Genomic DNA, 25,917 nt, shown 5'->3' with positions numbered 1-25,917 from the left:
CTCCTGCCTGTGCGGAGAAAGCCGGGAGGGGGCAAGCGACGCGGGTTCAGAGAGAACAGCCCTCTCTCCTCACCACGTTTCATCCAGCCCCAGCAGATGCAGCAGATGGTGCCGCAGTTCCGCAAGGCGCGGGTCGCCGCGATGGCGCGGATAGGGCACGTCCACCTTTACATCCGCCGCGATGCGCGCCGGGCGGTCGCTGAACACGATCACCCGCTCGGCGAGGAACAGCGCCTCCTCCACATCATGCGTCACCAGCAGCGCGGTGAAGCGGGCGCGCTGCCACAGCTTCAGCAATTCGCCCTGCATGGTAATGCGGGTGAGGGAATCCAGCTTGCCCAGCGGCTCGTCCAGCAGCAGCAGGCGCGGCTCGTTCACCAGCGCGCGGGCCAGCGCCACGCGCTGCGCCATGCCGCCGGAAAGCTGGCGCGGATAGGCGCTCTCGAAGCCGGAGAGGCCCACCAGCGCCAGCGCCTGCGCCACCCGGTGCCGCTCGGCTTTCAGGATGCCCCGCGCCTCCAGCCCGAGGGAGACGTTCGCCTCCACGGTCCGCCACGGATAGAGGGTGGGATCCTGAAACACGAGGATGCGCGAGGGATCGGGCGTGCCGATGTCCGCGCCATCCGCCGTCACCCGGCCGGTGTTCGGGTGATCAAGGCCCGCCACGAGACGCAGCAGCGTGGACTTGCCGCAGCCTGATGGCCCCAGCAGCGCCACGAACTCGCCCGGCGCCGCGCTGAAGCTCACGTGGTTCAGCACCGGCAGGGGTTTGCCCTCGAAGGCGAAGGCGTGGGAGACATCCCCCACCTCCAGCCGGATGCCTTCCACCTCGCCGGAATTCTCGGCCGGAGTGGGCGCAAGGATGCGTGCCGCCGCCGTCACCACCGCACCAGTTCCTTCTGCCAGGAGAGCACGCGATCACGAAGCCGGAACAGCAGCGTGATCAGGCTGGAGCACATCACCGCCATCACCAAGAGCGCGGCATACATGTTGGCATAGGCAGCCCAGCCCTGTGCCCAGCTCAGGTACCAGCCGAGGCCGGCTTTGACGCCCAGCATCTCCGCCACCACCAGCACGGCGAAGGAGGCGCCCAGCCCCATGAACAGGCCGACGAAGATGTGTGGCAGCGCCGCCGGCACCGCCACCTTCAGCACCAGGAAGCGCTCGGAGGCGCCCAGCGTGCGGGCGATGTCGTAATAATCCTTGTTCACGCTGGCGATGCCGGACCAGGTGAGGATCGTCACCGGAAAGCCGGTGGCGAGCGCGATCAGGAACACGCTGGCGCTCCAGCTCGACGGGAAGGCGAAGAAGGCGATGGGCAGCCACGCCGTGGCCGGCAGCGGGCCGATGAAGCGCAGCACCGGGTGGATCCAGTAGCTCGCCTGCTGCCACCAGCCGATGGAAATGCCCGTGAGCACGCCGAGCGCAGCGCCGATCACATAGCCCCACGCCAGCAGTTTCACCGAATGCCACAGGCTGATGCCGAGGCGCGGCCAGTCGTCCAGATAGACCTCCAGCAGCCCCTGCGGCGGGGCGAAGAAGGGCAGCGGCAGCAGGCCAAGCTTGGCCGTCACCAGCTCCCATGCCGCCAGCCCCGCGGCGCCGAGTGCCAGCCAGGGCGCCCAGTGCGCGGTGATGCGCCCCACGCGCCCAAGCCACGGCAGGCCGATGGCGGCGAACGCCAGCAGCAGCCCCACGCCCGCCTGCAACACCACCAGCTCATGGGTGCGGGCGATCTCGGTGAGACCTTCATTATGATCCGGCAGCGCGAAGGTGAGCGCGGCACCGGCCAGCCAGAGGGCCGCCCCGCCGAGGAGCGGCAGATGCGGCAGGCGTCCGGCCGCGCGCGGCCGGGCTGCGAGGGTTTCGAGAGCGGTGCTCATGCCCGGCCTCAGCTCAGCACGTCGGCATAGACGCGATCGGCGAAGCGCGCGGAATTGGTGGAGGGCTTGATGACGTTCACCAGCTTCAGCTCGTCCACGTAATCGGCGATCTCCTTCTTGAGCGCCGCGCCAACAGGATTGTGGTTGTGGGTATGGCTACGCAGCATGTCGGCGAGATCGGCCTGCGACCCCTTGCCGCCATAGGAAGCGAAGGCCTTGGCGCCCTCCTCCGGCCTGGCGGCCACCAGATGGGCGGACTCCAGCAGCGCCACCGTGAGCGCGGTGGCGGTGCGCTTGTCGTCGCGCAGCAGGGTGTTGCGGATGGCGAGCACGCAGCAGGAGCGGGTCTGGAATTCGGCGGAGAGATTGCTCGCTACCTCGATCAGCTTGCCCTTGCTCTCCTTCAGGAAGATCCAGGTGCGCGGATCATTGTCCGCCAGCGCCTGCGCCTCGCCCTTGTCGACCGCGAGCTGCAGCGCCTCGGCCGGATAATTGCGCCACTGCACCGTGTCGGGGTCGATGCCCCGCTTGGCCAGCAGCAGCGAGAAGAAGTTCTTGGCCGGCGAGGCCTGATCGGAAATGGCGACCGTCTTGCCCTTCAGATCCTCCAGCCTGGTCACGCCCGTCTCCTGCGAGCCCAGCAGGCGGATGCAGCCGCCATGCAGGCCGGCGGTGATGCGCACGTCGAACCCCTGCTCCAGCGGCTTGAGCCAGCGCAGCGCCATGCCGATGCCGGCATCCGCCTTGCCGGTGGCGATGGCCTCCAGCAGGGCCTCGGTGGAGCCGCCGAAATTGACGAAATCCACATCCAGCCCATGGCGGGCGAAGATGCCGCTCTCCTTGGCCAGCGGCGCCGCCGCGGTGCAGATGCCGGTGGCGTTCCAGGCCAGCTTGATGGGGGTCAGCGGCCCCGTGGCGGCCGGCTGGCCATCCGCCGCCGTCAGGCAGATCGGGAACTCCGGCAGGGCCGGCGTGCTCGGCGTCAAAAGGCTTCCGGCCACCACATGGCCACCATAGGCCCCCGCCGGAATGGCAAGGCCTGCCGCCGCGCCATAGCGCAGCAGCGTGCGGCGCGAGAGGCCCGTGGCCCTGCCCTGCAAATGAGCCGGCCGCTTATCCTGATCCTTGTCCTGCATATCCTGAACTCCCAGCAATTTCTTAATGTTGATAAAATGACTCGATATTGTCAATTAATATAATCCACACGTAATTTCAGATGTTTATGGTGGTGCGAGCAGCTTTGTGGGTTGGCTGGGCGCGCGTGAACGCGCTCCCCGGCTGGGGGCCGGGAAGGCGGGATGCGGCGTTTGATGAGCTATGGATTATTGGAGAGATCGGATGCCGCAGGAACGCGCATGCACGCTCTGATCCGGACACCAATGCAGCAGCACAAACAGTCGCTGTTGAGCACGATCTCCCTAAAGAGCATCGTCATGCCCGGACTTGATCCCGAAGTCGGATGTTTCCGACTTCGGCTCCAAGGTGCGGAAATCGGCAAAAGCCGACTTCCGGGCATCCACGTCGGGCCGACGGTGGACGTCATGAAGACAAGGCATGCCCCGCCGCACGCGAAAACACCGACCGCCGACCAAGCGGAGGGACGTGGATCCCCGGATCAAGTCCGGGGATGACGGACCTTCTGCGAGATCATCACCCGCTCAGCGGCGAGCGGGGCGCTCCGGCATTGGGGCGCGCGGCAGGGAGAAGACGAGTTGCTCCCAATAACTGCCGAGGCCGGGATTGGGCAGGCCGAGCGCGGTGAACTGCGCCACGCAGTGGAAGCGCCAGTCGTACAGCTCCACCATCAGCCCGTCCGCATCCGGCCCCGCATCGAAGCGCGTCACCCAGGCTTCCTCCACCTCGTTGAGCTCGATGGAGAGCGTGCTGGTCTCGGACGCCAACACCAGAAGCGGGCCGGAGCGGCGCACCTGCTCCACCGGCCCGCGATGCACCTGCATGGTGCCGGCGTTGCCCACCGCCTGCACCAGCGGCATGCGCACCTCGGAGGCCAGCACCAGCAGATCGAACACCACGTCGGGCAGCACGCGCCATGCCCATTCCTCGCCCCAGCCGGGCAGCGCGGCGCGGCGGCGGATGCCGCTGTCGCCGAAGATGCTGTCGAGCTGCGCGGCGCAATCGCCATCGGGGGAGAACGCGGCCGGCGCCGGCAGCGCGCCCTCGCCCAGACCGCCGACCTGGGGCCGGCGGCCGGCGAGATCCCGCGCCTCCCAGTCGAGGCACAGCTGGCCGAACGCAAGATCGTCGGTGCAATCGGTGAGGAAGGATTTATGTAGCACCGCCCCTGCCGCGTCGAACAGTTGCAGCGAGCAGGGCAGCCGGTTCATGGGCATGCGCTCAACGGCGAGCGCGGTGTCCACCGCCGCCTCATGCAGACGCAGGCAGATGGAGGAGGCCCCGCACGCCAGCGGCGTGCCGGAGCATTGCGGCGCGCCGTAGCAGCCGATGCGCGTGATCACCGCCGCCGTGTTCATGGTCACGGCCACCGTCTCGCCGAGGCGCTGGAGATCGTCCACGATCCGCTCCACCGGGGCGCCGAGGCGCGTGCCCATGAAGCCGGGTTCGGCCGTCAGGGCACCGAGTTCGCTCACGATGGGCCGGCTACAGCCTCCACGCCCGCAGGCAGACGGCATCGGGTGTCGATCCTTGTTGAGCTAGAGCGTTTCATTGTTTCACGGAAACACTGAAACACTCCAACTTATTGATAGAGAATGTTTTTCGGCTTTGATTGCGGAGCAATCAAAGCCGAACATGCTCTAGAGCACATCCGGCTTCCATTGCTGCGCAACCCAAGCCGGAAGACGTTCTCTTTCCTTGTTCCGGAGACGGTTTCACGGGGCAGATTTCATCTGCCCCGATCCGGCCCCAAGTCAGTAGACGTCGCGCTGGTAGCGCTTCTCGCGCCGGAGATTGGCGACGTAATCGGCCGCCGCTTCCGCCGACATCCCGCCATGGGTGGCGATGATCTCGTGCAGCGTCTCCTCCACGTCCTTGGCCATGCGGCTGGCATCGCCGCAGACATAGAAATGCGCGCCGTCCTGAAGCCATGCGAACAGGTCGCGGCCATTCTCACGCATGCGGGTCTGCACATAGACCTTCTCCGCCTGATCGCGGGAGAAGGCCAGATCCAGCCGGGTCAGCAGGCCATCGGTGCTGAGCGCGCCGAGTTCATCGGAATAGATGAAATCGCTCTCCTGATGCTGATCACCGAAGAACAGCCAGTTGCGGCCCGAGGCGCCCGCCGCGCGGCGGTGATGCAGGAAGGCGCGGAAGGGCGCAATGCCGGTGCCGGGCCCCACCATGATCATGGGCGTGGCGCTATCTGCCGGCGGCCGAAAGGCCTTGTTCGGCGAGACGAAGATACCGGCGGTGTCGCCCTCGCCCAGCCGGTCGGCCAGATAGGTGGAGCACACCCCGCCATGGGGCCGCCCATCATAGGTCCAGCGCACGGAGGCGACGGTCAGATGCACCGAGCCGGCATGGGCCTCCGGCGAGGAGGAGATGGAATAAGCGCGATGCTGCAAGGGCTTGAGCCAGCCCATCACCTCGGACAGCTCGAAGTCGAGCTTGGGGTTGAGGTTGAGCATGTCCAGCACGTCGCGGCCCCACAGCCACGTGTCCAGCGCCTCGCGGTCGCGGTGGCGCAGCACATGGGTGAGTTCGTCATCGCCCGCCCGCGCCTCGATGGCCGCGATCAGCTCACGCGAGGGGGTGACGATCTCGCGCGTGTCCGCCAGCACCGTGGCGAGCGGCGCATCCGTACCCGGCGCCGCCGTATCGGGCTTGACGCCGAGGCGCGTGATGAGCGCCGCCACAACAGCGGGATCGTTGCGCGGCACCACGCCCAGCGCGTCGCCCGCCTCATAGGCAAGGCCGCTATCGGCGAGGGCGAACTCATAATGGCGGATGTCCTTGCCCGAGCGCGGGCCGGACAGGCGGCGCGAGACGGCAAGCGTCGCCGGATAGGGCGTCTTGCGGCTCCAGCCGCTGCGCGAGGGCGCGGCGGCGGCAGCGGCTTCCGCCACCACGGGCGCGGGCGCAGAAGCAGCACCGGCGGGCTTCGGCACCAGCGGCAGCGTGCTGCCGATCCATTCGGTGGCCGCCTTCTCATAATCCACGTCGCAATCGATGCGCGGGCCAACGCGGTGCGCGCCGAGCTGCTCAAGCCGCGTGTCGATCAGCTTGCCGGCCTGGCAGAAATCGTCATAGGCGGTGTCGCCCAGCGCCAGCACGGCGAAGCTCAGACCCTCGAGGCGCGGCGTATCCGGAGACGACAAGGCACCCCAGAACAGATGCGCATTGTCCGGCATCTCGCCCTCACCATAGGTCGAGACGATGATGATCGCCCGCTCGATGGTGCGCAAGGTCTCCAGCGTCACGTCGTCGAGGCCGAGCACCTGCGGCTCGAAGCCGCCGGCGCGGGCGGCGGCGGCGGTCTCCTGCGCCAGCCCCTCGCAATTGCCGGTCTGGGTGCCATAGAGCACATGCAGCGGCACCCGCACCGCCTGCGCGGCGGCCGCCACCGCCGGGGTGGCGGCAAGGCCGGTGCCGATGCGGGAGTTGAGGCCGGCGAGGAAGCCGGCCAGCCACACGCGCTGCTCGCCGGAGAAGGGCGCATCCTGGGGAATGGCGGGTAAAGTCATGAACGGGCTCGGGAAAAGGCCAAAAGGCTGGGCATTGCGGCGTTGGCGAACAATTCCTCATAGGAGGGCACGCGGCCGAGGATGTCGCGGTTCTTCTCGCTCTGGTGGAGGATCCAGCCATAGGTGCCGGGGGTGTCCACGGAGAGCACGTTGCGCAGGCTGAGCGCGGTCTTGTAGTCGGTGAGCCGCTTGTCAGCGACGAGCGCCGCCACCTGCTCGTCCGAATAGGCGATGAGCGCCTCCTGCGCATGGCGCAGGATCTTCTGCATCAGCGCAAAATCCTCGGTCATGATCAGCTTGCGCACGCCGCTGCGCACCGCCGGCGCATCGGGATCGGAAACGCCGGGCAAACGCGACAAAGCGAGCTGCTGGGCCAGCGCCAGCACGGTGTAGTTGTTGATGAGCACCAGCATGTCGGCGCTATCCGCCTGCCCCTCGGGCGGCACCGCGCCGCCGGAGATGGGCTTGTTGTCGCGATAGGCCAGCTTGAATTTGCGCAGCTGGTGGCCGGCGACAGCGACGGAGAGTTCCTCCAGCAGCACCTTGCGGGGCTTGGCCTTCAGGATGGCGGCACTGTCCTGATATTGCAGCAGGGCCACCGGCAGAGCGTAGACGAAATTGTGCTTCTCGCTCTCCCAATGCTCCAGCAGCCAGGCGGCCTTGGGCGAGCCGGTCTCGGCCAGATGCCACTCCAGCATCAGGCGCACCGCCTGCGCGTGGATGGCGGCATCCGGCGTGTCGCCGTCGATGGGATGCAGCTCGATCGAGTCGTGGCTGGCCTTGGCGGCGAGATCCCCATAGGGGTCGTACTGATAGGCGAAGCCGCCGCTCATGCCGTTGCCGAACCCCTTACCGAATGAGCCGAGGTTCAGCACCGCGCCATTGGTCATGTATTCGCAGCAGAAATCGCCCACGCCCTCCACCACGGCGGTGGCGCCGGAATTGCGCACGGCGAAGCGGTCGCCCGCCTGCCCGCACACGAACAGCCGGCCGCCGGTGGCGCCGAAGAGCGGGAAGTTGCCAATCAGCACGTTGCCGCCGGCCTCATCCGAGCCGCCACCCTGTGATGTCACGACGATGGTGCCGCCGCACTGGCCCTTGCCCACGCCGTCATTGCAGGTGCCCGCATGGCGCAGCACCATGCCGTCATTGCAGAAGGCGCCGTAGGACTGGCCGGCCGAACCGAACGTGTCCACCACGACGCTGCCCGGCCGCAGGAAGCGGTGGCCGCGATCGTCGGTCAGCACGGCCGGCTTGTCAGCCGCCGCCGCAGCGTCCGCGCCATGGTTGAGCGCGCGCTCGATGTCGATGGCAAGCTGGCCGCCCACGCTCTTGTTGCGGTTGCCGAGCTTCACCGGGCCGAGCGAAACGGAAAGCTTGCCGCTCTCCAGCAGGCCGGCGCGCACGTCCGCCCACAGCGCCTCGTCGATGGCGTAATCCGCCTCCAGATAGACCGGCTCCTCCACCACCATCTCGTCCACCACGGCGAGCATGGCGGTGAGGTCGAGCTGGCCGACGCTGGAGGGATGATCGAGCAGTTGCAGCAGGTCCGCGCGCCCCCGCGCCGCCTCCAGCGAGCTGAGGCCGAGGGTGGCGAGGATCTCGCGCGTCTCATGGGCGATGTTCATGAGATACTGGGCGAGCGCGCGCGGATCGCCGTCGAACATCTCCGAATTGGTGGTCAGGCCCGCCGGGCACTTGATGTTGCAATTCTTGGCCATGACGCACTTCAGCATCATCAGCGCGGTGGTGCCGAACTCGAAGGAGTCACCGCCCAGCAGCGCCGACTTGATCACGTCGCTGGCGGTCTGGTGCGCACCGGAACAGCGCAACGTCACCTTGGAGCGCAGGCCGTTGGCGCAGAGGGCCTGATGCACCTCGGCGATGCCGATCTCGGCGGCACGTCCCGTGTACTTCAGGCTGGTGACGGCGGCAGCGCCGGTGCCGCCGGTGTTGCCGGCCACATTGATCACGTCCGCGCCGGCCTTCGCCACGCCCACCGCGATGGTGCCGATGCCCTCCGAGGACACCAGCTTGACGATCACCCGCACGCGGGCCGCCTTGCAGTCGTGGATGAGCTGGGCGAGGTCCTCGATGGAATAGGTGTCGTGATGGGGCGGCGGGGAAACCAGCTCCACGCCCGGCGTGCCGCCACGGGCCGCCGCGATCTCCACCGTCACCTTGGCGGCGGGCAGCTGCCCGCCCTCGCCGGGCTTGGCGCCCTGCCCGATCTTGATCTCGATCTCCTGCAAGGAGGGATCGGCCAGATAGCCGGCCCACACGCCGAAGCGGCCGGAGGCGAGCTGCTTGATGCGCGAGGCGCGGATGGTGCCGTAGCGCGAGATGTGCTCGCCGCCCTCGCCGGAATTGGAGAGGCCGCCAACCATGTTGGTGCCGTGCGCCACCGCCTCGTGGGCGGGGGCGTTCAGCGCGCCATGACTCATGGCGCCGGAGGTGAGCAGGCGCGTAATGGCGCTTGCCGGCTGTACCTCCTCAAGGGGGATGCTCTCGGGTGCGGTGCGCAGCAGGGCGAGCCAGTCCTTGGCCTGCCCGGTCACGCGCATGGCGAGCTGGCCGGCCTCCAGCCAGTGGCCGCGCACATCGCCCCGGAAGCGCAGCAGCAGCGACTGGCCGAGCGCGGTGAGGCGGCCGGGGTCCGCGCCAAGCGGACCGGTGAGGCCGAGCAGGAAGATGTCCTCCTCCTTGCGCACGCAGGAGAGGCCATTGACCATGAAGCAGGTGTTGCCCCGGCGGGAGAACTTGCCCAGCTCGCGGCGGAAGTCCGCCGCATGGCTGAGGAAGGTGATGTCCGCCGGCAGCGCCAGCACGTCGCGCAAGGCGGCGGGGCGGCGCATGCGCTCCTCGGCCATCATGCGGCTGAAGGCGCGATAGCCGGGGGTGATGCGGAAGCGGTCGATCTCCGCGTTCGACAGCGCCTCGAAGCTGGTGGCCTTGTAGGCGCCCGCATCGAGCCCGAAAGCGTCGGTGAGGCGGTTGAGCGGCATCAGGCGCAGCGAATCCGCGTCCGTCTCCGCATCCTCGCCCTCACGTGGAAAACCGAGCTTCTCCTCGGTCATGTCCACGAAGCCGCGCACGGCGATGGCGCCGAAGGAATGACCCGCGCCCCCCGCGCGCTCCTTGAACAGGCCGAGCAGCGGAATGTCGGCCTCCGTCTTCACGGAGAGCGCCTTGGCGTGCCAGTCGGCAATCGCCTGCGCGATCACAGCGAAGGTCACGCCGCCCACGGGGGTGCGCATGTTGGGGAACCAGCGCCTGAGCACCGGATCATTGGTGTCGAGGAAGTTGGGCTCGAAGAACTCGCCGCCGATATAGCTCTCGGCGGTGCACAGGCCCACCTTGCCCATGGTCTTCATGAGCGACTTTTCCGCCGCCTTGGCGAAGCGCTTGAAGGCCTTGTCGGCCTCCGCCCCGTGCTTCTCCTCGGCGCGGAACTGCACGCACAGGCAATAGACGGCAGAGGCGCCGAAGCCGAGCGCCACCGCCACATGGTGCGAGGAGGAAATCTGCCCGCTCTCGGCGATGAGCGAGACGCGCAGCCGCAGGCCCTCGGCGATCAGCCGCTGGTTGACCGCCGAGATGACGATGGTCATGGGCAGCGCCGCGCGATTGCGCGCCACATGGCGGTCGGTGAGCACGGCGATGCCGCCCTCCTCCCGCGCGAACGCGGCCACGTCGGCACACAAGGTCTCGATGGCCGCTTCGATGGCGTCGCGATTGGCGGCGGCATCATCGAGCACGGGGGAATAGAGATTGTCGAAGCGGCGCACCGGCGTGGTGGTCTGCTCGCGGATCTTCAGCATGTCGAGATGCGTGAGGATGGGCGAGGGAATGACGATCTGCCGGGCAGCCGGCGCGCCCACGTTCGGCTTGGCGCCCAGCGCCACGCGCAGCGTCATGCCGTCGGCTTCGCGCAGCGAGTCCAGCGGCGGATTCGTCACCTGCGCGAAGCGCTGGGAGAAATACTTCGCCACCCCGCCTTCCTGATCGGACAGCGCGTTGATGGCGTTGCCATAGCCCATGGCGGAGATCTTCTCCGCCCCGGTCTCCAGCATGGGGTCCATCAGGAAGCGGAAGCTTTCCTGATTGTGCGAATAGGCGACATAACGCTGGTAGCGCTCAAGATCGCCATTGTAGCGCAGCGGCGAGCCCTGCTGCTCGGCGGGCACCTCGGGCAGGTCCGCCAGCGTCACCCGCGCATCGGCCAGAAGGCTCGCGTAATCGCGCCGGGCGGCCAGCATTTCCAGCGCCTCCACGGTGCCGTAGCTGCGCTTCTCGCGATGGTCCCAATAGAGCATGCCGCCGGCTTCGATGCGGCCGCGCCGGGTCACGCTCTCGGGCGGGAAGCTGATCTGGCCGGCTTCCGACATCACGCACAGATAGTCGTTCGTCTCCACCGTGCGCAGCGGGCGCAGGCCGAGGCGGTCCAGCCGCGCGCCGACGATGGCGCCGTTGCCGAAGATGAGGGCGGCCGGGCCGTCGTTCTTCTCCTCATAGAGGGAGAAATATTCCAGCATGGCGCAGACGGCGGGCGAGAGCGTCGCGTCATTCTCCCAGGCGGGCGGCATCATGGAGACGACCGCCGTCACGAGGTCGAGGTCGTCCTGCATCATGCGGCTCTGCAGGGTCTGGTCGAGCCGGCAGGAGTCGGACTGGCCCTTGGGGGCGATGATGCGCCCGTTGCGCGCCCGCGCGACAGCGGCTTCCGACAGGCGGTTCTTCTTGTCGGTGTTCAGCTCGCCATTGTGCGCCATCAGCCGGAAGGGCTGGGCCATGGAGGGGTGCGGATCGGTATTGGTGGAAAAGCGGGTGTGGAAGAACAGGGTGTGGACCGCATGGTCCTTGTCCGCCAGATCCTTGAAATAGGGCAGCACCTCATTGGAGTTGAGGCGGCCCTTCATCACCTGCGTGCGGGCGGAGAGCGAGAGCGGATAGAAGCCCTCCAGCGCCGGATCGGTGAAGGCATCCGCCTCGATCACGAGGAGCGCGCGGTGGATGGCGCGGTCGAAGGCATCGAGGTCTGCCGCAGTGGCGGGGGCCTCGAACACGAACTGCCGGATGCCGAGCTGATAGCGCACCGCCGCCGGGCGCAGCACGTCATTGTCCACCGGCATGTCACGCTCGGTGAGGATCGCCATGCCCTCGTCCTTGAGGGCGGCGCGGATGATGCCCATGGCGCGGCCGTGCTCGGCCTCCTCGCGGGGCATGAAGAAATTGCCGACGCCGAAGCGGCCCGGCGCGAGGTCCGCGCGGCCGGTGATCTTGCGGAAGAAGGGCAGCGACAGGTCGATGGATACGCCCGCGCCATCGCCCACGCCCTCGGAGGACATGCCGCCGCGATGGGGCACGGCGCACAGGGCCTCGTGAGCTTTCGAGAGCACGTCCGGGGTCTGCAGGCCATCCTTGCGGGTGATGAACCCCACGCCGCAGCTGCTCTTTTCGAGCGCGGGATCGTAGAGGCCATAGGGGGTGGCAGGCATGTCCAAGGGCTGTCGGCCTTCGCGTAGGTATGAATGGGACCCGCGCGAAACCGCATGACGCGGAGCCGGCGGGGAAAGCCGGACATCCGGCGTCGAGTCTGTCTGATAAGCGGCGCACAGATGTGGCGCAAGTTTCTGAAATTCTTATGTAAATACAATAATTCCAAGAACGGGCGGAAACAGCCGCCGCACAGCGGGGATTCAGGCAATGATGTCAGGGGTATAGGTGGGATGAGACCGGCATGCCGCTCGCGGCCTGTTGCCGCGCCCATGCCTCCTCACCATCCCTCCCTCGCAAGCGGGCTCGGCGGCCGGTTGCGTGCGCCGCAGAGGCAAGCCCGAAATCGGGGCGCAAAGCCCTCTCCCACCCCTTGCAGACACAAAAACGCCCGCCCGGCCTGTCCGGCCGAACGGGAGCTGAGGCGGCGCCGGGCGGGTGGCCCGGCGCTGGAGTCAGGCGTGATCCGGGCGATCAGCTCTTGTGCTTGTCGTCATACTTGTATTCGGGCGCGGACTTGAGCTGGTCCTTGGTGACATCCATGCGGGCATGCCACTTCTTCTCGCTCTCATTGTAGGTGACGGCCACCGACTCCGGGCTCACCACCACATATTTGTCGCCGACCCCCAGGAAGCCGCCCACGGAGAGCACATAGCCCGTTACCTGCCTGCCCTCGATCACCACGTCCTCGATCTCGCCCACCTTCTCCTGGGCGGCGTTGTAGACGTTGAGATCGCTCAGGCGCTCGCTCATCACGGCGCTGGCGGGCACCGGGACGAACTTCGGCGCCGTGGTGGCGGCAGTGGTGGTGGCGGCCGTGCTCGGGGCAGGCGCGCTCTGGGCGAAGGCCGGCGCCGCGAGCGTGGTGGCGGCAAGCGCGGAGGCGGCGACGGCGGCGAGCAGGGTATTGCGCATGGGTTTCTCCCGTTGTTGGTATCAGAGAAACGCCCGCCCCGGCCGATCGTTCCACGGCCAAGCTATTCTCAATGCTGAAAAATCCGGAACAGGCCGGGCCTGTCCACGTTCTGCGGTTGAAAGATGCGGCAGCGCCCATGGCCTATCCTGCGCACCGCCCCGGAGACACCCAGAACAGAGCATCCCATCCATGAACCGCGGCAAATCCCCTCCCTCTCCCCGTCCCCCACCCCAGCCGTCCGCCTGCGCGAGCTCCGGCGCCGGGCCGCACGGTCTCAGGGCGTTTGCCGAGCGCCACGGCCTGACGTCCGATCAGGCGGTGCGCGCCAGCGAGAAATATGGCGAGCATATTGAGCGCCGGATCGCCGAGGCGCTCCACCGGACCCCCGATCCCGACGCCCCCGAGGGCAACCGCTCCTGAGCCCCCTTCCCCGCCCGGCCGCCTGGCAGTCGGCGCAGGGCAATCGGCACGGGGCGGCCCCGCACAGCGCCGAAGGCTCCGATCTGGTCAAGTCCGCACGGCGCTCCTATAAGGCGGCAGCGTCCGCCGCCGGCCGTAGTTCAAGACCTCCCGTGGAGCGATCCGCAGTGCTCATCAACGATTATGTCCAGCGCATCCTCTCGGCGCGTGTGTATGACGTCGCCATCGAGAGCCCGCTCGACGCCATGCCGCGCCTGTCCGCGCGCCTCGACGCCCAGATCCATCTGAAGCGCGAGGATTTGCAGCCGGTCTTCTCCTTCAAGCTGCGCGGCGCCTACAACAAGCTGGCGCGCCTGCCGCGCGAGGTGCTGGAACGGGGCGTGATCTGCGCCTCGGCCGGCAACCATGCGCAGGGCGTGGCGCTGGCCGCCAAGCGCCTCGGCATCAATGCGGTCATCGTCATGCCGCGCACCACGCCCTCCATCAAGGTGGAGGCGGTCAAGCGCCTGGAAGGCACCGTGGTGCTGCATGGCGACGCCTTCGACGAGGCCCAGACCAAGGCGCGCGAGATCCAGGCCGAGCGCAACCTCACCTTCATCCACCCCTTCGACGATCCGGACGTGATCGCCGGCCAAGGCACGCTGGGCATGGAGATCCTGCGCCAGCATCCCGATCCCATCGAGGCCATCTTCGTGCCCATCGGCGGCGGCGGCCTCGCGGCGGGGGTGGCCGCTTTCGTGAAGTATCTCAGCCCCACCACCAAGGTCATCGGCGTAGAGCCGGTGGATGCCGCCAGCATGAAGGCGGCCCTCGATGCCGGCAGCCGGGTGATCCTCGATCAGGTGGGCCTGTTCGCGGACGGCGTGGCGGTGCGGCAGGTGGGCGAGGAGACCTTCCGCCTCTGCCGCGCATTTCTGGACGAGGTGATCACCGTCGATACCGACGCCATGTGCGCCGCCGTGAAGGACATTTTCGACGATACCCGCTCCATCGCCGAACCCTCGGGCGCGCTCGGCCTTGCCGGGCTCAAAGCCTATGTGGAGCGCGGCGGGGAGCGCACCGGCAGCCTGGTGGCCGTCAACAGCGGCGCGAACCTGAACTTCGACCGCCTGCGCACCATCGCCGAGCGGGCCGAGGTGGGCGAGCATCGCGAGGCGCTGCTCGCCGTCACCATCCCCGAGCAGCCGGGCGCCTACCGGCAGTTCATGCGCACGCTGGGCCTGCGCTCCATCACCGAGTTCAACTACCGCTTCGCCGGGCCGGACACGCCGGCCCGCATCTTCGTGGGCATCGGCCTGACGCGGGGCGAGAAGGAGAAGGCCGAGGTCATCGCCGCCCTCACCGGCACCGGCTACGAGGTGGTGGACCTGTCCGACAACGAAATGGCCAAGGCCCATGTGCGCTACATGGTGGGCGGCCGGGTGCCGGGGCTGGAGAACGAACTGCTCTACCGCTTCGAATTCCCCGAGCGGCCGGGCGCGCTGTCGCGCTTCCTCGAAAGCCTCGCGCCCGAGTGGAACATCTCGCTGTTCCATTACCGCAACCACGGCGCCGACCACGGCCGCGTGCTGGCCGGCATCCAGGTGGCGCCCGAAGAGCGGGAGCGCTTCCGCCAGTGGATGGAGACGCTGGGCTATCCCAGTTGGGAGGAGACCTCCAACCCGGCCTACCGGCAGTTCCTCGCCGGCTAGGACGGATCGACATTCAACGGGCTCGTTTTTCAACAGAACACCGTCATGCCCGGGCTTGTCCCCAAAGTCGGATATTTCCGACTTTGGCTTCCAACGTGCGGAAGTCGGAAGCATCCGACTTCCGGGCATCCACGCGGTTCCGCTGGGATCAGTCTTTAGAGGTCAGCACCGTCGGCCCGGCGTGGATGGCCGGGACAAGCCCGGCCATGACGGTCTATTGCTGCATTGGCGCTGTGTTTTGAATGTCGATCGGCCCTAGAGCGTTTCGGTGTTTCACGCGAACGCAGAAACACTCTCGTTCATTGCCAGCCCCCCTCTGGCGGCGCTGGATCGCTTTACGGTTCAGGCCGCCGGACGTTCTGCTGCAATGCGAAAGTGATCGGAAGTTCTGCGGCACCCGATCACGCATCGATAGCCTACCATGTAACCGCCAGACAAAGTCTGCCGCGCATTGCCGGCCGCTCTACTGGCGGGCCGTCAACCAAATACTTGGACTACCCTTGACAGCCTTGGCGGATCGGGCACCCTTCGGCGGTAACTTCGACTCTGGGCACCGCCATGATTGGAAACGAGGGGATCTACCTGTCCTGGTTCCAGACGTCTGACTCCTGGATGCAGTCGCTGGAGGTTCGGGATCTGCAGAGCGGCTGGGAGAAGGGCCTCGCGCTGGTGAAGGCCGGCAACGTGCGCAGCGTCACGCTCTATAGCGATGGCCGCATCGTGCAACAGCACGGCAGCTTCGTGCGCGCCCTGCGCTCCGGCGACACCGAGATGCCGGACGACGACTGAGCGCCCTTCCGAAAGCTCAGGCGGCCGGGCGCTCCCGCCCCACCACCCGCACCAGCACCGCGAATACCAGCACGTTCAGGCAGGTGATGCCGAGCAGCATGTCGAGCATCATGTCCGGCCCCTGCCGCGCCACCGCGAAGGCGGCGAGCGAGGGTGCCAGCGCCTGCGCCACGAGGTTCGGCCGCGCCACCCGGCCGATGATCTGCGCATAGCGCGCCGGCCCGAACAGGCGCAGCGGCACCGTGCCCCGCGCGATGGAATAGACCCCCGTCCCCGCCCCGTAGAGCGCCAGCGGCACCCCGGCCCATAGCCAGCCGGCGATCAGCAGCGCCAGCCCCGCCGCCATCATCGCCACCGCCGCGCCCAGCGTCCACAACGCGTCATGCCGTCCGCGCCCGGCCATTTCGATGAGCCGCGAGGCCACCTGCGCGGGGCCGACCACCGCCGCCACCGTCACCGCCTCCGCGAGGCTGAAGCCGCGCGCCTGCAGCAGCGTGAGCAGATGCACCGACATGGTGGAGGCGGTGGCGCCGCCGATGGTCATGATGACGGCGTAGAGCAGGAAGGTCGCCCGCTCCCGTCCCGCCACCGCCACCCGCTCGGCCGCGGCACCGGCGAGCGTCGGCTCCGGCCTGCGCGCGCCGGGCGGCAAGGCGAACAGCACCAGCGGCAGGCACAGCAGCAGCATGACGCCGGCATAGGTGAAGCACGTGCCCCGCCACCCCAGAAGCGCCTCCAGAAAGGCCGAGATCGGCCAGCAGATGGGGCTGGCGAAACCGCCCCACAGCGTCAGGCGGGTGATGATGGGCCGCGCCGAGGCGCCATAGATGTGGGTCAAGGCGGCGAAGGCGGCGTCATAGAGGCAGGCGCCCATGCCGAGGCCGATCACCAGCCAGCCGATGACGAACATCGGCAGCCAGCCGGCCGCACCGATGAGCGCGAGCCCCAGCGCCATCAGCCCGCAGCCGGCGGCCAGCATGGCGCGCCCGTTGCCCCTGCCGATCATGAGGCCGATGCGCGGGGCGGCGATCCCGGCCACCAGCATGCCCAGCGACAGGGCGCCCACGATCCAGGGCAGCGGCCAGCCGGTATCGGCGCGGATGGGCTCGGCCAGCACCGCCGGCAGATAATAGGAGGTGCCCCAGGCGAAGATTTCCATCACGCCCAGAGCCGGCACCACCCGCCACGTCGAGGGCAGGCGCGGGGCGGCGGTGTGCATCAGGCGGCGGATCCCTCGGGCAGCAGATCGAGCACCGTTTCCTTCGGGCGGCACAGGCGGGCGCCGCGCGGCGTCACCACGATGGGCCGGTTCATGAGGATGGGATGGGCGGCCATGGCGTCCAGCAGCGCATCGTCGCCGAGCGCGGGATCGCCGAGGCCGAGTTCCGCATAGGGCGTGCCCTTCTCGCGCAGCACCGCGCGCACGGGAACGCCCATGCGGGCGATGAGGGCGGCGAGTTCATCGCGGGTGAGCGGGGTCTTCAGATATTCCACCACGCGCGGCGCGATGCCGGCGTCGCGGATCATGGCCAGCACGTTGCGCGAGGTGCCGCAGGCGGGATTGTGGTAGATCACGACGTCCATGCTCGGCCCCATCATGCGCGCCCCATCATGCGCGCCCCATGTCCTGATACCCTGCCGGCCAGCTAACACGCAGTCCGGCGAGCCACCACAGACACGGACGCATGTGTCGGGAGGCAGGCCCTGCATTTGTGAACAGGCCGGGAAGCCAGGACGGACGGAACCTGCTACAGCAGCGCCCGACTGTTAAAGGGCCCGCCATTGGCGTGCCGGCAAATGGAGCGACCCATGTCCGACGAGATCAAGACGCGCATCCTCACGGGTCTGCGCATGAACTTCTTCCACCCCGACGACATGCCGAGCGCCCTGGTGCTCGATCTCAATACGGACGAGGGCGAGGAACGCTTCGTGCTGCCGTGCGATCCGGCGCTGACGGCGGAAGAGGTGGAGGCCATCGGCGACGAGATCATGGCCGCCCTCGACAAGCTGATCGCCGTTTCCGACGATGACGATGAGGATTTCGAGGACGAGGACGAAGGCGAGGACGAAGACGAGGGGAACGGCAAGGCCTGAGCCTCCCCGCCCCGGCCTCGCTGGCAGAACGCCCGCTCCCGGCCCGCGCAACGCGCCCCCGCTCCCGCCTAGCGGGGTGGGGGCAGGCGCGGCGATGGATTTCGCGCGGCCTCTGAAATCGGCCTTTCCTCCCACATGGTTAGCGAAAGCTTAACGGCGCGCCGGTCCTTGCGCCGTGCGGCATCTATCCCCCTACCGCCCGCATGGGAACGGGCGCTGCGGACACGCGCCGGGGGGTATCGGCCGGATGCGGGTGGCACCAATCCGTCCCTGCGGCGTTCTTGAGCTGAGCCCTATGTGACGGGAGGGCCGGCTCTCTGCCCCCTCCCCCGATCCCGAGCATGGCTTTGAGGATCGGACACCGGAGGAGGTTGCTGATGCCCGAGACCTTAACCCGCCTGTCCCGCGTCACGTGCGCCGCCGCGCTCGGCCTTGCGCTGCTCTCCGGCACCGCGCTGGCGCAGCCGCAGAACCCGACCGCGCCCGAGGCCACCGTGCCCGGCACGCCGCCGGCCGCCACCAAGCCCGTGCCCGCGCCTGCCCCCGGCGGCTCCCCCCGGCCCGCCGCCACGCCCGGCACCACGGCCACGCCTCAGGGGGCGAACAAGGATGCTGCGGAAAAGCCCGCCGCCCAGTTGCCCGACGATGATGTGGTGAACGACACCACGCTGGTGCTGGCCTGCAAGCAGAAGGCGCTGGTGCTGATCCGGCAGAAGTCGCCCTCGGTGGAGGACATCTTCATCGACATGGACGGCCTCACCGTCGCCAAGGCGGACACCATGGTGGGCAACACCAAGGTGGTGGGCGTGATGATGGGCGAGGCCTATATCCAGCGCGACCAGACCGACAACATCCACCGCTTCCTGTGCCTGACCGGCGAGGGCGGCAAGGTGCTGATGACTTTCTTCACCGAGCGCTGAGAGCGGCTAGAGCATGTTCGGCTTTGACTGCTCCGCAATCCAAGCCGAAAAACATTCTCTATCAATAAGTTGGAGTGTTTCAGTGTTTCCATGAAACAATGAAACGCTCTAGCCCCGGCCGGGTCACAGCCCCATAATCCAGCGGGTGTGATGGCTCAGACACTGCCGAGGCCCACAAAGAAGAGCACCCACATGGCGATCAGAACGACGTTGCTTGCAGCGAAGGCAATCAGCCGGTGCAACACGTTGTTCCAGGTCAGGTAGATGGCGGTGTGCAGGATGCGCAGGGCCACATAAAGCCATGCCGCGTACAGCATGACGCTGCCGACGCTGCCGGTCACATATGACATCAGGCAGATGACATAGAACAGCACCGGCAGCTCAAGCAGGTTCATCATCGCCCGATTGGGGATGGACACGTACCCGCTCACGCGCGCGGACTCGCCATAGCGAAAGTCCTCGGGCGTGATCTCCCGTCGCAATGCCGCGCCGATCCGTCGAATGGGGATCAGGCCGAGCACGCAGAAGGTGAGCAGCGCCATCGCGCCCATCGGCCAGAGAATATCCGCCTTCGACATTATCGCCCCGAATGTCGTTCCACGTGCCGCCCCAGATGGCGCCCCAAATGCCACCCCCATGTGTGCGGCGCCTGTCCGGAAGCGACGCCGCATGGCGCGGCCATCCCCGGCCCCCCTCAGGTCCGGGGATGTTGACCTGCCGCCGTCAGGTCCCGCTGGACTCCTGCCCGCCCCTATTGCTGCGCGATGCAGCGGGTGGCGCCGGTGTGGCTGCGGGTGAGCGCGGGCACGGTAATGCGCGTGTTCACCGCCAGCACGGCGGTCAGGCCGTCCTTCGTCACATCCTTCCAGCGCGCGCAGGTCTTGGCCGTGGCCGGTCCCGTGATCTCCGAGAAGGTGATGACGGTCGGCTCCACCTTCACCGGCACGCTGTCGTCATAGTCCAGCGCCAGCGCGGCCTTGTTGGCGGGAATGTCCCACAGCACCAGCTTGCGGCTGGGGCCGGTGCCGCGATCCATCACCAGGAAGCGGCCGGCGAGGCCGAGCACGTAATCGGCGTCCTGCGCACCCTTGATCTCCTGATCACCCGGCGCCTTCCTGTAGACGCAGGCGATGTCCGCGCCCGGCGCCTTGCGGCGGATCAGGATGTCGCTGCCCGGACCGAGCGCGCTCTCGCGATGGATGACGAGATAATCGTCGTTGGACTGGCAGGTGGGTTTGCTCTCCACGGCTCCAGCCGCCGGCAGGCTGGCTGCCCCACCGACACCCGCCACGAGCAAAGCGCCAAGCCACAACTTCCACGCTGTCCGCATACCCGTTCCCCTGTAGAGGCCCCCTAAAGGTGCCCTGTCATACTGTGTTTCCACAGCCGACGCGAAAGGATTCAGCAGCGGGGTCAGGTCCGCGGAAGCGGCGGCGGGGCGGTGTGCGGAAGCCACAGCTCCGCGCGCAGCGGGCCATCGGGCATGGGCGGCATGCAGGCGCCCCCCCCCCCCGCCGCCCAGGCGGAGGCGAGCGCGAAGCGGCCGGCGGGCGCGCCGGTGTCGTGGGCCTCCACCCCGGCCACTTCGAGCCGCACACGCACATAGGTGCCCGCCGGCAGATCGTGTACCCGCGCGCCTTCCAGATCCCGCAGCGCCAGAGCGGCGGTGAGCCCCCGCCCGGCCGGCGCCAAGGCGGCAAGGCCCGTGGCCACATCCAGAACCGCCAGCACCAGCCGGCCGCCATCCACCAGAAGCCGCACGTCGCCGACGGGCGGCGCCAAAGCGAGGTCCACCGCGCCGCCTCCCGCCAGCAGCGCGCGTGCCTCGACCAGCATCTCGGCCGGGTCGATGAGGGCGGGCCGTTCCGGCGCGTCCCCCAGCAGGCCGGTCAGGTCATCGAGCCGCGCCCCGGCGGCCGTATCCCCGCTCTTCCCGGCCGCGCGCAGATTGGCCGCCAGTACGCCGAGCACCGGCAGCGCGTCCCGCACGATGCCGCCCGGCACCACCGCATCCGCCTCCCCCGCGCCGCCGGGCGGTCGCGCAGGGCTGGCGCCGTGCCGGCGCGCGCCCTCGGCGGGCCGCGCGGTGGCGCGGGAAAACAGCACGGCGGCAATCCCGAGAAAGGCCAGCAGCGCCCCGCCCCCGGCGATCAGCGCACGGCGCTTCCAGCCGGCGAGGATCTCGTCGTCGGGAATGGCCACCGCCACCACCAGATCGCCCTCGGGCAGAACATGCACGCCCTGCAGCGCCCGGCCTCCGTCGATGAAGGAGGCCCCGTGGATCACGCCGCCACCGGCCTCGTCCGCCAGCCGCATGACCTCGCCCTGCTCGGGCAGGCGCTCCACGGCGCGGGCGCCATCGGTGCGGATCAGCACCGCCCCGTCCCGGCGCGCCAGCACCATGTCCGCATCGCCCAGCATGGCCTGATAGGAGGAGGTGAGCGCCACCGGAAACACGGTGATGGCAACCAGCCCCGCCAGCCGCCCCTCGTGCAGCACCGGACGGCTGACCACGAAGCTGGTGGTGCGCGACATCTGCCCCCGGAAGGGCAAGCTCACATAGGAGCCGGTCTCACCGGCACGGGCGACGCGGAAATAATCCCGCTCGCGCACGTCATAGGGCGGCATGGGATAGGCCCGGCTGGACGTGACCGTGCGCCCGTCCGCATCCACCACGAACACGCTCTCCGCATTGGGCAGGCGGTTCTTCATTTCCACCATGAGCTGATGCACGGCGCGGTCGTCGCGCACATCCGCGAGGCTGCGCACCTCCAGCTCCAGCCCGACGCGCTCCAGGACGAGATCGAAGTTGCGCCGGGTGGCGGCCAGCGTCTCGGTGACGGCCGCAAGGCTGCGCACCACCCGCGCGCGGGCGGCGGCCATTTCCGCCGCGCGATCGGCCAGCACCAGCAGCAGTGTAACGATCAGCAGGGCCGCCCCGGCGAGCGCCAGAACGGCCAGCCGCCAGCCACGCGGCCGCTGCGGCAGCGCGCCGCCGGCTCCGTTCTGTCCCGGTCCTCGCAGAAAACGCGCCATGCCTCACCCTAGCACCGTCGCACAGAAAGGATAGACCATAGGCCCGACGACGGCCATGCGGCTCATGGGGTGGCCGGGTGCGGCAGCGCGCACGCTTCCAACCGGGGGACAGTTGCAAATTCCACGGGTTCGCCACATCCGCGGACCACATGACGCCACGAAACCCGATATATGCTTCGATTCGCAGGCGGGCACCCGCCCCCTGCCACAGCCGGCCCGTTCGAGGCCGGCCGGTTTCAGGACATCCCTGTCTTGGAGGGGCGTGCATGCGAGTAAAATTCATTCTGGGCCTTGCGGCGGGTGTGGCGCTGTCCGCCGCGGCTCTCCTGTCCGGGGCGGCCGAAGCCAAGCCGCAGGTGCCGGACGGCAGCTATCTGCGCACCTGCCGCAATGCCAACATCTTCCAGGGCCGCGACCTGCTGGCCATGTGCCCGAACAATCAGGGCATGCTGGCGGTGGTGAAGCTGCCCAACTACCAGCTCTGCGGCGGCGACATCGCCAACATCAACGGCCAGTTGATGTGCACCGGCGGCCGTGGCCGCGGCGGCCCGCCTCCGGGTGGTCCCGGCTGGGGTGGTGGCGGCGGTGGCTGGAATCAGGGTGGCTACAATCCCCCGCCGCCGCCCCCGCCGCCCGGTGGTGGCTATGGCCGCTTCCCGCCCGGCTCGTATCTCCAGAGCTGCCAGAATGTGCGCGTGAACCGTGGCTGGCTGCAGGCAAGCTGCGCCGACGTGCGCGGCAACTGGCGCGAGACGCAGGCCCCGCTGGATCAGTGCCGCGCCTTCGGCAACAACAACGGCCGCCTCGTCTGCGGCTGAGGCCCAAAAGAAAACCGGCCGGAGACGCATCTCCGGCCGGTCTTTCAGGCTTCCGAATGGCCCCCTCTCCGGGGGCCATTTTCGTTTCTGACAGTCTTCCGACAATCAACCGAGCCTCGATGCAGCAAAGCATCGTCATGGCCGGACTTGATCCGGCCATCCACGTCCCACCGCTAGAAGGCGTTGGGATGTCTGGGAAAACGGTCGACGCCCTCTTGGCTTTCGGGCCGCCCAAGGTCGGCCCGACGTGGATGCCCGGGTCAAGCCCGGGCATGACGACCTCTTTGGTTAAGCGCTGAAGCCAAACCGCCGTCCCTGGCGCTCAGCGGCGCAGGGACTTCACGTCGCGCACCGCGCCGCGGGCGGCGGAGGTGGTGAGGGCCGCATAGGCCTGCAAGGCCTGCGAGACCACGCGCTTGCGGCTCTTCGGCTTCCACGCCGCATCGCCCTTGGCCTCCATGGCGGCCCGGCGATGGGCCATCTCTTCCTCGGAGATGGCAAGGTGGATGCGGCGGTTGGGGATGTCGATCTCGATGGTGTCGCCTTCCTCAACCAGACCGATCGCGCCGCCCTCGGCCGCTTCCGGCGAGCAATGGCCGATGGACAGGCCCGAGGAGCCGCCCGAGAAGCGCCCGTCCGTGACCAGAGCGCAGGCCTTACCCAGGCCCTTCGACTTGAGGTAGGAGGTCGGGTACAGCATCTCCTGCATGCCCGGCCCGCCGCGCGGCCCCTCATAGCGGATGAGCACGATGTCGCCGGGCACGATGCGCTGGGTGGCGAGGATCGCCTCCACCGCCTCGTCCTGGCTCTCGAAGATGCGCGCCGGCCCCGTGAACTTCAGGATCGAGGCGTCCACGCCCGCCGTCTTCACGATGCAGCCCTCTTCGGCGATGTTGCCATAGAGCACCGCGAGGCCACCGTCCTTGGAATAGGCATGCTCGAAATCACGGATCACGCCGGTGGCGCGGTCGGTGTCCAGTTCGTCCCAGCGGCGGGACTGGCTGAAGGCGGTCTGCGTCGGCACGCCGCCCGGCGCGGCGCGGAAGAAGCTGGCGACGCTCTCGCTCTTGGTGACGGTCACGTCCCAGCGCTCCAGCGCGTCCTTCAGCGAGGGCGAATGGACCATGGGCAGATCGGTATGGATCAGGCCGGCACGGTCCAGCTCGCCGAGGATGCTCATGATGCCGCCGGCGCGGTGGACGTCCTCCATGTGGATGTTGGCAACCGCCGGGGCCACCTTGCAGAGCACCGGCACGTTGCGCGACAGCCGGTCGATGTCCGCCATGGTGAAGGGCACTTCGCCCTCGTTGGCGGCAGCCAGCAGATGCAGCACCGTGTTGGTGGAGCCGCCCATGGAGATGTCCAGCGTCATGGCGTTCTCGAACGCCTTGAAGGTGGCGATGGCGCGCGGCAGCACGCTGGCGTCGTCCTGCTCGTAATAGCGGCGGGCGAGATCCACCACGAGATGGCCGGCCTCCACGAACAGGCGCTCGCGGTCCGAATGGGTGGCCAGCACCGAGCCGTTGCCGGGCAGCGAGAGGCCCAGCGCCTCGGTGAGGCAGTTCATGGAATTGGCGGTGAACATGCCCGAGCAGGAGCCGCAGGTGGGGCACGCGGAGCGCTCCATCACCTTCACGTCCTCGTCCGACACCTTCTCGTCGGCGGCGGCGATCATGGCGTCGATGAGATCGACCTTCTTCTCGCCGGTGGAGAGGATGACCTTGCCGGCCTCCATGGGGCCGCCGGAGACGAAGACCGCCGGGATGTTGAGGCGCATGGCGGCCATCAGCATGCCGGGGGTGATCTTGTCGCAATTGGAGATGCAGACCATGGCGTCGGCGCAGTGCGCATTGACCATGTATTCCACGCTGTCGGCGATGATCTCGCGCGAGGGCAGCGAATAGAGCATGCCGTCATGGCCCATGGCGATGCCGTCATCCACCGCGATGGTGTTGAATTCCTTGGCGACGCCGCCGGCCTTCTCCACCTCGCGCGCGACCAGCTGGCCGAGATCCTTCAGATGCACGTGGCCGGGCACGAACTGGGTGAAGGAGTTCACGATGGCGATGATCGGCTTGCCGAAGTCCCCGTCCTTCATGCCGGTGGCGCGCCAAAGGCCACGGGCTCCGGCCATGTTGCGGCCGTGGGTGCTGGTGCGGGAACGATAGACAGGCATGTCCTCTTTACCTTTTATGTCCTGTTGGGGGCGCTTTGCGCAATTTTGTAACCACCCTCTTAGAGCGAATTCAGGCTGGACGGAACCCTTTTTCCATCCCTAGGCATGCGCCTCCCGCGCATGTGTCCTGCCGTGGCATGTCCCGCCGTGGCAGGTCTTGCCGTAGCAGGTCCTGCCGTGCCCCCACCCTGCGCGCGGATGGCGTCACGGCCGGCCGGGGGTGAGATCCAGCGCGAGGCGTTCCGCCTCCAGCACGCCTTCCACCCCGTAGCTCGTCTCCCACCACACCCGTACGCCCGCCTCGCACCGCGCGATATCGAGCTTTGAAACGATGGCCGGAAACATGTGGAAGTCAGCAAGCTCGATACGCGACACCCGGCTCAGCGTGAGCGTCACCACTGCGTGCCGCTCACTGATAAAATAGCCTTTCGGGTCGGTCCTGTCCGTGAGGTTCCAGGCGTGCAGGCTGAGGCGGCTCTCGCCCTTGGGCACGAGCGTCAGCTCCATGAGTTCGGCATCGTGGAAGCCCGGCATGCGGCCGAACCACGCCACCACCTCTGCGCGGCCGGGAATGTCCTCCAGAACCAGATCGCTCATGCGCGCACCTCCCCGTCCGCCTCGCCTTGCCGGACGATGACAGCTTCCGATTTCGCACCCTACGTCAGGACCAAGGTTTTCCCGTGGCGCAGGCTTTGCCGCTGCGGCAGCACGGAACCACTCTCATTGCCGGGTGTTGTTTGGGCAGGTTCCACCACACACGAGGAGTGATCCCCATGGGTAGCACCAGCGACAAGGTTTCCGGCATGGCCAATGAGGCCGTTGGCAAGGCCAAGCAGGGCATCGGCAAGGCGACGGGCAATGACCGTATGCGCGCCGAAGGCAAGGTTCAGGAAATCAAGGGCGAAGGCCAGCAGATGATGGGCGACGCCAAGAAGGCGGTGAAGGACACGGTCAACAAACAGATGTGACCGGCGCCCGCGCCTCGATGAAATGAAGGAGCTGCCCTTTCCGGAGGGC

At 67.9% G+C, this 25,917-nt stretch carries 21 protein-coding genes; 7 read left to right on the top strand and 14 right to left on the bottom strand.

Features of this window, described 5'->3' with window-relative positions:
• Nucleotides 1–69: 69 nt before the first annotated feature.
• The 7 genes from IEW24_RS03295 to IEW24_RS03265 all read right to left on the bottom strand — a co-directional run bounded on the left by IEW24_RS03295 (nucleotide 70) and on the right by IEW24_RS03265 (nucleotide 12,955).
• Nucleotides 70–885, bottom strand: a complete 816-nt coding sequence (locus IEW24_RS03295) for an ABC transporter ATP-binding protein (RefSeq protein ID WP_373869997.1) — start codon at nucleotides 883–885, stop codon at nucleotides 70–72.
• Nucleotides 879–1,883 (bottom strand): ABC transporter permease, encoded by a 1,005-nt coding sequence (locus IEW24_RS03290; protein WP_188575377.1) that lies wholly within the window; start codon nucleotides 1,881–1,883, stop codon nucleotides 879–881. Before IEW24_RS03290 ends, IEW24_RS03295 begins: the two co-directional genes overlap by 7 nt.
• Before the next feature lie 8 nt (nucleotides 1,884–1,891).
• Nucleotides 1,892–3,019, bottom strand: a complete 1,128-nt coding sequence (locus tag IEW24_RS03285) for an ABC transporter substrate-binding protein (protein WP_188575375.1) — start codon at nucleotides 3,017–3,019, stop codon at nucleotides 1,892–1,894.
• 522 nt (nucleotides 3,020–3,541) lie between these two features.
• Complete coding sequence (locus tag IEW24_RS03280; protein WP_188575373.1) at nucleotides 3,542–4,492, bottom strand: ChuX/HutX family heme-like substrate-binding protein; 951 nt, start codon at nucleotides 4,490–4,492, stop codon at nucleotides 3,542–3,544.
• A 279-nt stretch (nucleotides 4,493–4,771) separates the two neighbouring features.
• Nucleotides 4,772–6,544 (bottom strand): sulfite reductase subunit alpha, encoded by a 1,773-nt coding sequence (locus IEW24_RS03275; RefSeq protein ID WP_188575372.1) that lies wholly within the window; start codon nucleotides 6,542–6,544, stop codon nucleotides 4,772–4,774.
• The gene (locus tag IEW24_RS03270; protein ID WP_373869996.1) at nucleotides 6,541–12,048 is read right to left on the bottom strand and encodes a glutamate synthase-related protein; all 5,508 of its coding nucleotides are present in this window, start codon (nucleotides 12,046–12,048) and stop codon (nucleotides 6,541–6,543) included. The genes IEW24_RS03275 and IEW24_RS03270 overlap by 4 nt, the downstream gene beginning before the upstream one ends.
• Before the next feature lie 466 nt (nucleotides 12,049–12,514).
• Nucleotides 12,515–12,955: a PRC-barrel domain-containing protein gene (locus tag IEW24_RS03265; protein WP_188575367.1), complete on the bottom strand. Its 441-nt coding sequence runs from the start codon at nucleotides 12,953–12,955 to the stop codon at nucleotides 12,515–12,517.
• Nucleotides 12,956–13,145: 190 nt separating this feature from the next.
• Here IEW24_RS03265 and IEW24_RS03260 point away from each other — a divergent pair, with 190 nt between their 5' ends.
• The 3 genes from IEW24_RS03260 (at nucleotide 13,146) to IEW24_RS03250 (ending at nucleotide 15,856) form a co-directional block, all read left to right on the top strand.
• Nucleotides 13,146–13,376, top strand: a complete 231-nt coding sequence (locus tag IEW24_RS03260) for a hypothetical protein (protein ID WP_188575365.1) — start codon at nucleotides 13,146–13,148, stop codon at nucleotides 13,374–13,376.
• 167 nt (nucleotides 13,377–13,543) lie between these two features.
• Nucleotides 13,544–15,067 carry a threonine ammonia-lyase, biosynthetic gene (gene ilvA / locus IEW24_RS03255; RefSeq protein ID WP_280514953.1) on the top strand — a complete coding sequence of 508 codons (1,524 nt, stop codon included), beginning with the start codon at nucleotides 13,544–13,546 and terminating at the stop codon, nucleotides 15,065–15,067.
• 558 nt (nucleotides 15,068–15,625) lie between these two features.
• On the top strand, nucleotides 15,626–15,856 hold the full coding sequence (locus IEW24_RS03250) for a hypothetical protein (RefSeq protein WP_188575363.1): 231 nt from the start codon (nucleotides 15,626–15,628) through the stop codon (nucleotides 15,854–15,856).
• A 16-nt stretch (nucleotides 15,857–15,872) separates the two neighbouring features.
• Here the strand turns inward: IEW24_RS03250 and IEW24_RS03245 are convergent, their stop codons facing one another.
• Together IEW24_RS03245 and arsC are read right to left on the bottom strand one after the other, a co-directional pair.
• Nucleotides 15,873–17,075 (bottom strand): MFS transporter, encoded by a 1,203-nt coding sequence (locus IEW24_RS03245; protein ID WP_188575361.1) that lies wholly within the window; start codon nucleotides 17,073–17,075, stop codon nucleotides 15,873–15,875.
• Nucleotides 17,075–17,440, bottom strand: a complete 366-nt coding sequence (gene arsC, locus IEW24_RS03240) for an arsenate reductase (glutaredoxin) (protein ID WP_188575359.1) — start codon at nucleotides 17,438–17,440, stop codon at nucleotides 17,075–17,077. The genes IEW24_RS03245 and arsC overlap by 1 nt, the downstream gene beginning before the upstream one ends.
• A 225-nt stretch (nucleotides 17,441–17,665) precedes the next feature.
• On the opposite strand from arsC, the gene IEW24_RS03235 reads away from it, so the two are divergent.
• Both IEW24_RS03235 and IEW24_RS03230 read left to right on the top strand, forming a co-directional pair.
• Entirely contained in the window at nucleotides 17,666–17,950 is a 285-nt protein-coding gene (locus IEW24_RS03235) for a hypothetical protein (protein WP_188575357.1), read from the top strand.
• 377 nt (nucleotides 17,951–18,327) lie between these two features.
• On the top strand, nucleotides 18,328–18,870 hold the full coding sequence (locus IEW24_RS03230; RefSeq protein ID WP_188575354.1) for a hypothetical protein: 543 nt from the start codon (nucleotides 18,328–18,330) through the stop codon (nucleotides 18,868–18,870).
• A gap of 155 nt (nucleotides 18,871–19,025) precedes the next feature.
• On the opposite strand, the gene IEW24_RS03225 is transcribed toward IEW24_RS03230, so the two are convergent.
• From IEW24_RS03225 to IEW24_RS03215, 3 genes are all read right to left on the bottom strand, one after another.
• Nucleotides 19,026–19,448 carry an MAPEG family protein gene (locus IEW24_RS03225; RefSeq protein ID WP_188575352.1) on the bottom strand — a complete coding sequence of 141 codons (423 nt, stop codon included), beginning with the start codon at nucleotides 19,446–19,448 and terminating at the stop codon, nucleotides 19,026–19,028.
• A 173-nt stretch (nucleotides 19,449–19,621) separates the two neighbouring features.
• Nucleotides 19,622–20,200, bottom strand: coding sequence for a hypothetical protein (locus IEW24_RS03220; protein ID WP_188575350.1), 579 nt, complete (start codon nucleotides 20,198–20,200; stop codon nucleotides 19,622–19,624).
• Nucleotides 20,201–20,283: 83 nt separating this feature from the next.
• Nucleotides 20,284–21,906 (bottom strand): cache domain-containing protein, encoded by a 1,623-nt coding sequence (locus IEW24_RS03215; RefSeq protein ID WP_188575349.1) that lies wholly within the window; start codon nucleotides 21,904–21,906, stop codon nucleotides 20,284–20,286.
• Between the two features lie 266 nt (nucleotides 21,907–22,172).
• Here IEW24_RS03215 and IEW24_RS03210 point away from each other — a divergent pair, with 266 nt between their 5' ends.
• Nucleotides 22,173–22,724: a CVNH domain-containing protein gene (locus IEW24_RS03210; RefSeq protein ID WP_188575347.1), complete on the top strand. Its 552-nt coding sequence runs from the start codon at nucleotides 22,173–22,175 to the stop codon at nucleotides 22,722–22,724.
• Between the two features lie 322 nt (nucleotides 22,725–23,046).
• Here the strand turns inward: IEW24_RS03210 and ilvD are convergent, their stop codons facing one another.
• Both ilvD and IEW24_RS03200 read right to left on the bottom strand, forming a co-directional pair.
• Nucleotides 23,047–24,900 (bottom strand): dihydroxy-acid dehydratase, encoded by a 1,854-nt coding sequence (gene ilvD / locus IEW24_RS03205; protein ID WP_188575346.1) that lies wholly within the window; start codon nucleotides 24,898–24,900, stop codon nucleotides 23,047–23,049.
• A 204-nt stretch (nucleotides 24,901–25,104) separates the two neighbouring features.
• A complete protein-coding gene (locus IEW24_RS03200) occupies nucleotides 25,105–25,497 on the bottom strand; it encodes an Imm50 family immunity protein (RefSeq protein ID WP_188575344.1) in 393 nt (130 codons plus the stop codon).
• 176 nt (nucleotides 25,498–25,673) lie between these two features.
• On the opposite strand from IEW24_RS03200, the gene IEW24_RS03195 reads away from it, so the two are divergent.
• Nucleotides 25,674–25,868 carry a CsbD family protein gene (locus IEW24_RS03195; protein ID WP_188575342.1) on the top strand — a complete coding sequence of 65 codons (195 nt, stop codon included), beginning with the start codon at nucleotides 25,674–25,676 and terminating at the stop codon, nucleotides 25,866–25,868.
• The last annotated feature ends 49 nt before the right edge of the window (nucleotides 25,869–25,917 follow it).

The organism is Azorhizobium oxalatiphilum, assembly GCF_014635325.1.
GTDB classification, from domain to species: Bacteria; Pseudomonadota; Alphaproteobacteria; order Rhizobiales; family Xanthobacteraceae; genus Azorhizobium; species Azorhizobium oxalatiphilum.
Note: the sequence above shows the minus strand (reverse complement) of the source record. Positions and strands in the feature narration are given on the sequence as shown.

What these genes read in the sequence shown, in the direction of transcription:
- IEW24_RS03245 (WP_188575361.1), bottom strand. Translation starts at nt 17,075, where the DNA reads ATGCACACCGCCGCCCCGCGCCTGCCCTCGACGTGGCGGGTGGTGCCG.
- IEW24_RS03195 (WP_188575342.1), top strand. Translation starts at nt 25,674, where the DNA reads ATGGGTAGCACCAGCGACAAGGTTTCCGGCATGGCCAATGAGGCCGTT.
- IEW24_RS03275 (WP_188575372.1), bottom strand. Translation starts at nt 6,544, where the DNA reads ATGACTTTACCCGCCATTCCCCAGGATGCGCCCTTCTCCGGCGAGCAG.
- IEW24_RS03230 (WP_188575354.1), top strand. Translation starts at nt 18,328, where the DNA reads ATGCCCGAGACCTTAACCCGCCTGTCCCGCGTCACGTGCGCCGCCGCG.
- IEW24_RS03220 (WP_188575350.1), bottom strand. Translation starts at nt 20,200, where the DNA reads ATGCGGACAGCGTGGAAGTTGTGGCTTGGCGCTTTGCTCGTGGCGGGT.
- arsC (WP_188575359.1), bottom strand. Translation starts at nt 17,440, where the DNA reads ATGGACGTCGTGATCTACCACAATCCCGCCTGCGGCACCTCGCGCAAC.
- IEW24_RS03250 (WP_188575363.1), top strand. Translation starts at nt 15,626, where the DNA reads ATGATTGGAAACGAGGGGATCTACCTGTCCTGGTTCCAGACGTCTGAC.
- IEW24_RS03200 (WP_188575344.1), bottom strand. Translation starts at nt 25,497, where the DNA reads ATGAGCGATCTGGTTCTGGAGGACATTCCCGGCCGCGCAGAGGTGGTG.
- IEW24_RS03210 (WP_188575347.1), top strand. Translation starts at nt 22,173, where the DNA reads ATGCGAGTAAAATTCATTCTGGGCCTTGCGGCGGGTGTGGCGCTGTCC.
- ilvD (WP_188575346.1), bottom strand. Translation starts at nt 24,900, where the DNA reads ATGCCTGTCTATCGTTCCCGCACCAGCACCCACGGCCGCAACATGGCC.
- IEW24_RS03215 (WP_188575349.1), bottom strand. Translation starts at nt 21,906, where the DNA reads ATGGCGCGTTTTCTGCGAGGACCGGGACAGAACGGAGCCGGCGGCGCG.
- IEW24_RS03265 (WP_188575367.1), bottom strand. Translation starts at nt 12,955, where the DNA reads ATGCGCAATACCCTGCTCGCCGCCGTCGCCGCCTCCGCGCTTGCCGCC.
- IEW24_RS03260 (WP_188575365.1), top strand. Translation starts at nt 13,146, where the DNA reads ATGAACCGCGGCAAATCCCCTCCCTCTCCCCGTCCCCCACCCCAGCCG.
- IEW24_RS03235 (WP_188575357.1), top strand. Translation starts at nt 17,666, where the DNA reads ATGTCCGACGAGATCAAGACGCGCATCCTCACGGGTCTGCGCATGAAC.
- IEW24_RS03290 (WP_188575377.1), bottom strand. Translation starts at nt 1,883, where the DNA reads ATGAGCACCGCTCTCGAAACCCTCGCAGCCCGGCCGCGCGCGGCCGGA.
- IEW24_RS03285 (WP_188575375.1), bottom strand. Translation starts at nt 3,019, where the DNA reads ATGCAGGACAAGGATCAGGATAAGCGGCCGGCTCATTTGCAGGGCAGG.
- IEW24_RS03225 (WP_188575352.1), bottom strand. Translation starts at nt 19,448, where the DNA reads ATGTCGAAGGCGGATATTCTCTGGCCGATGGGCGCGATGGCGCTGCTC.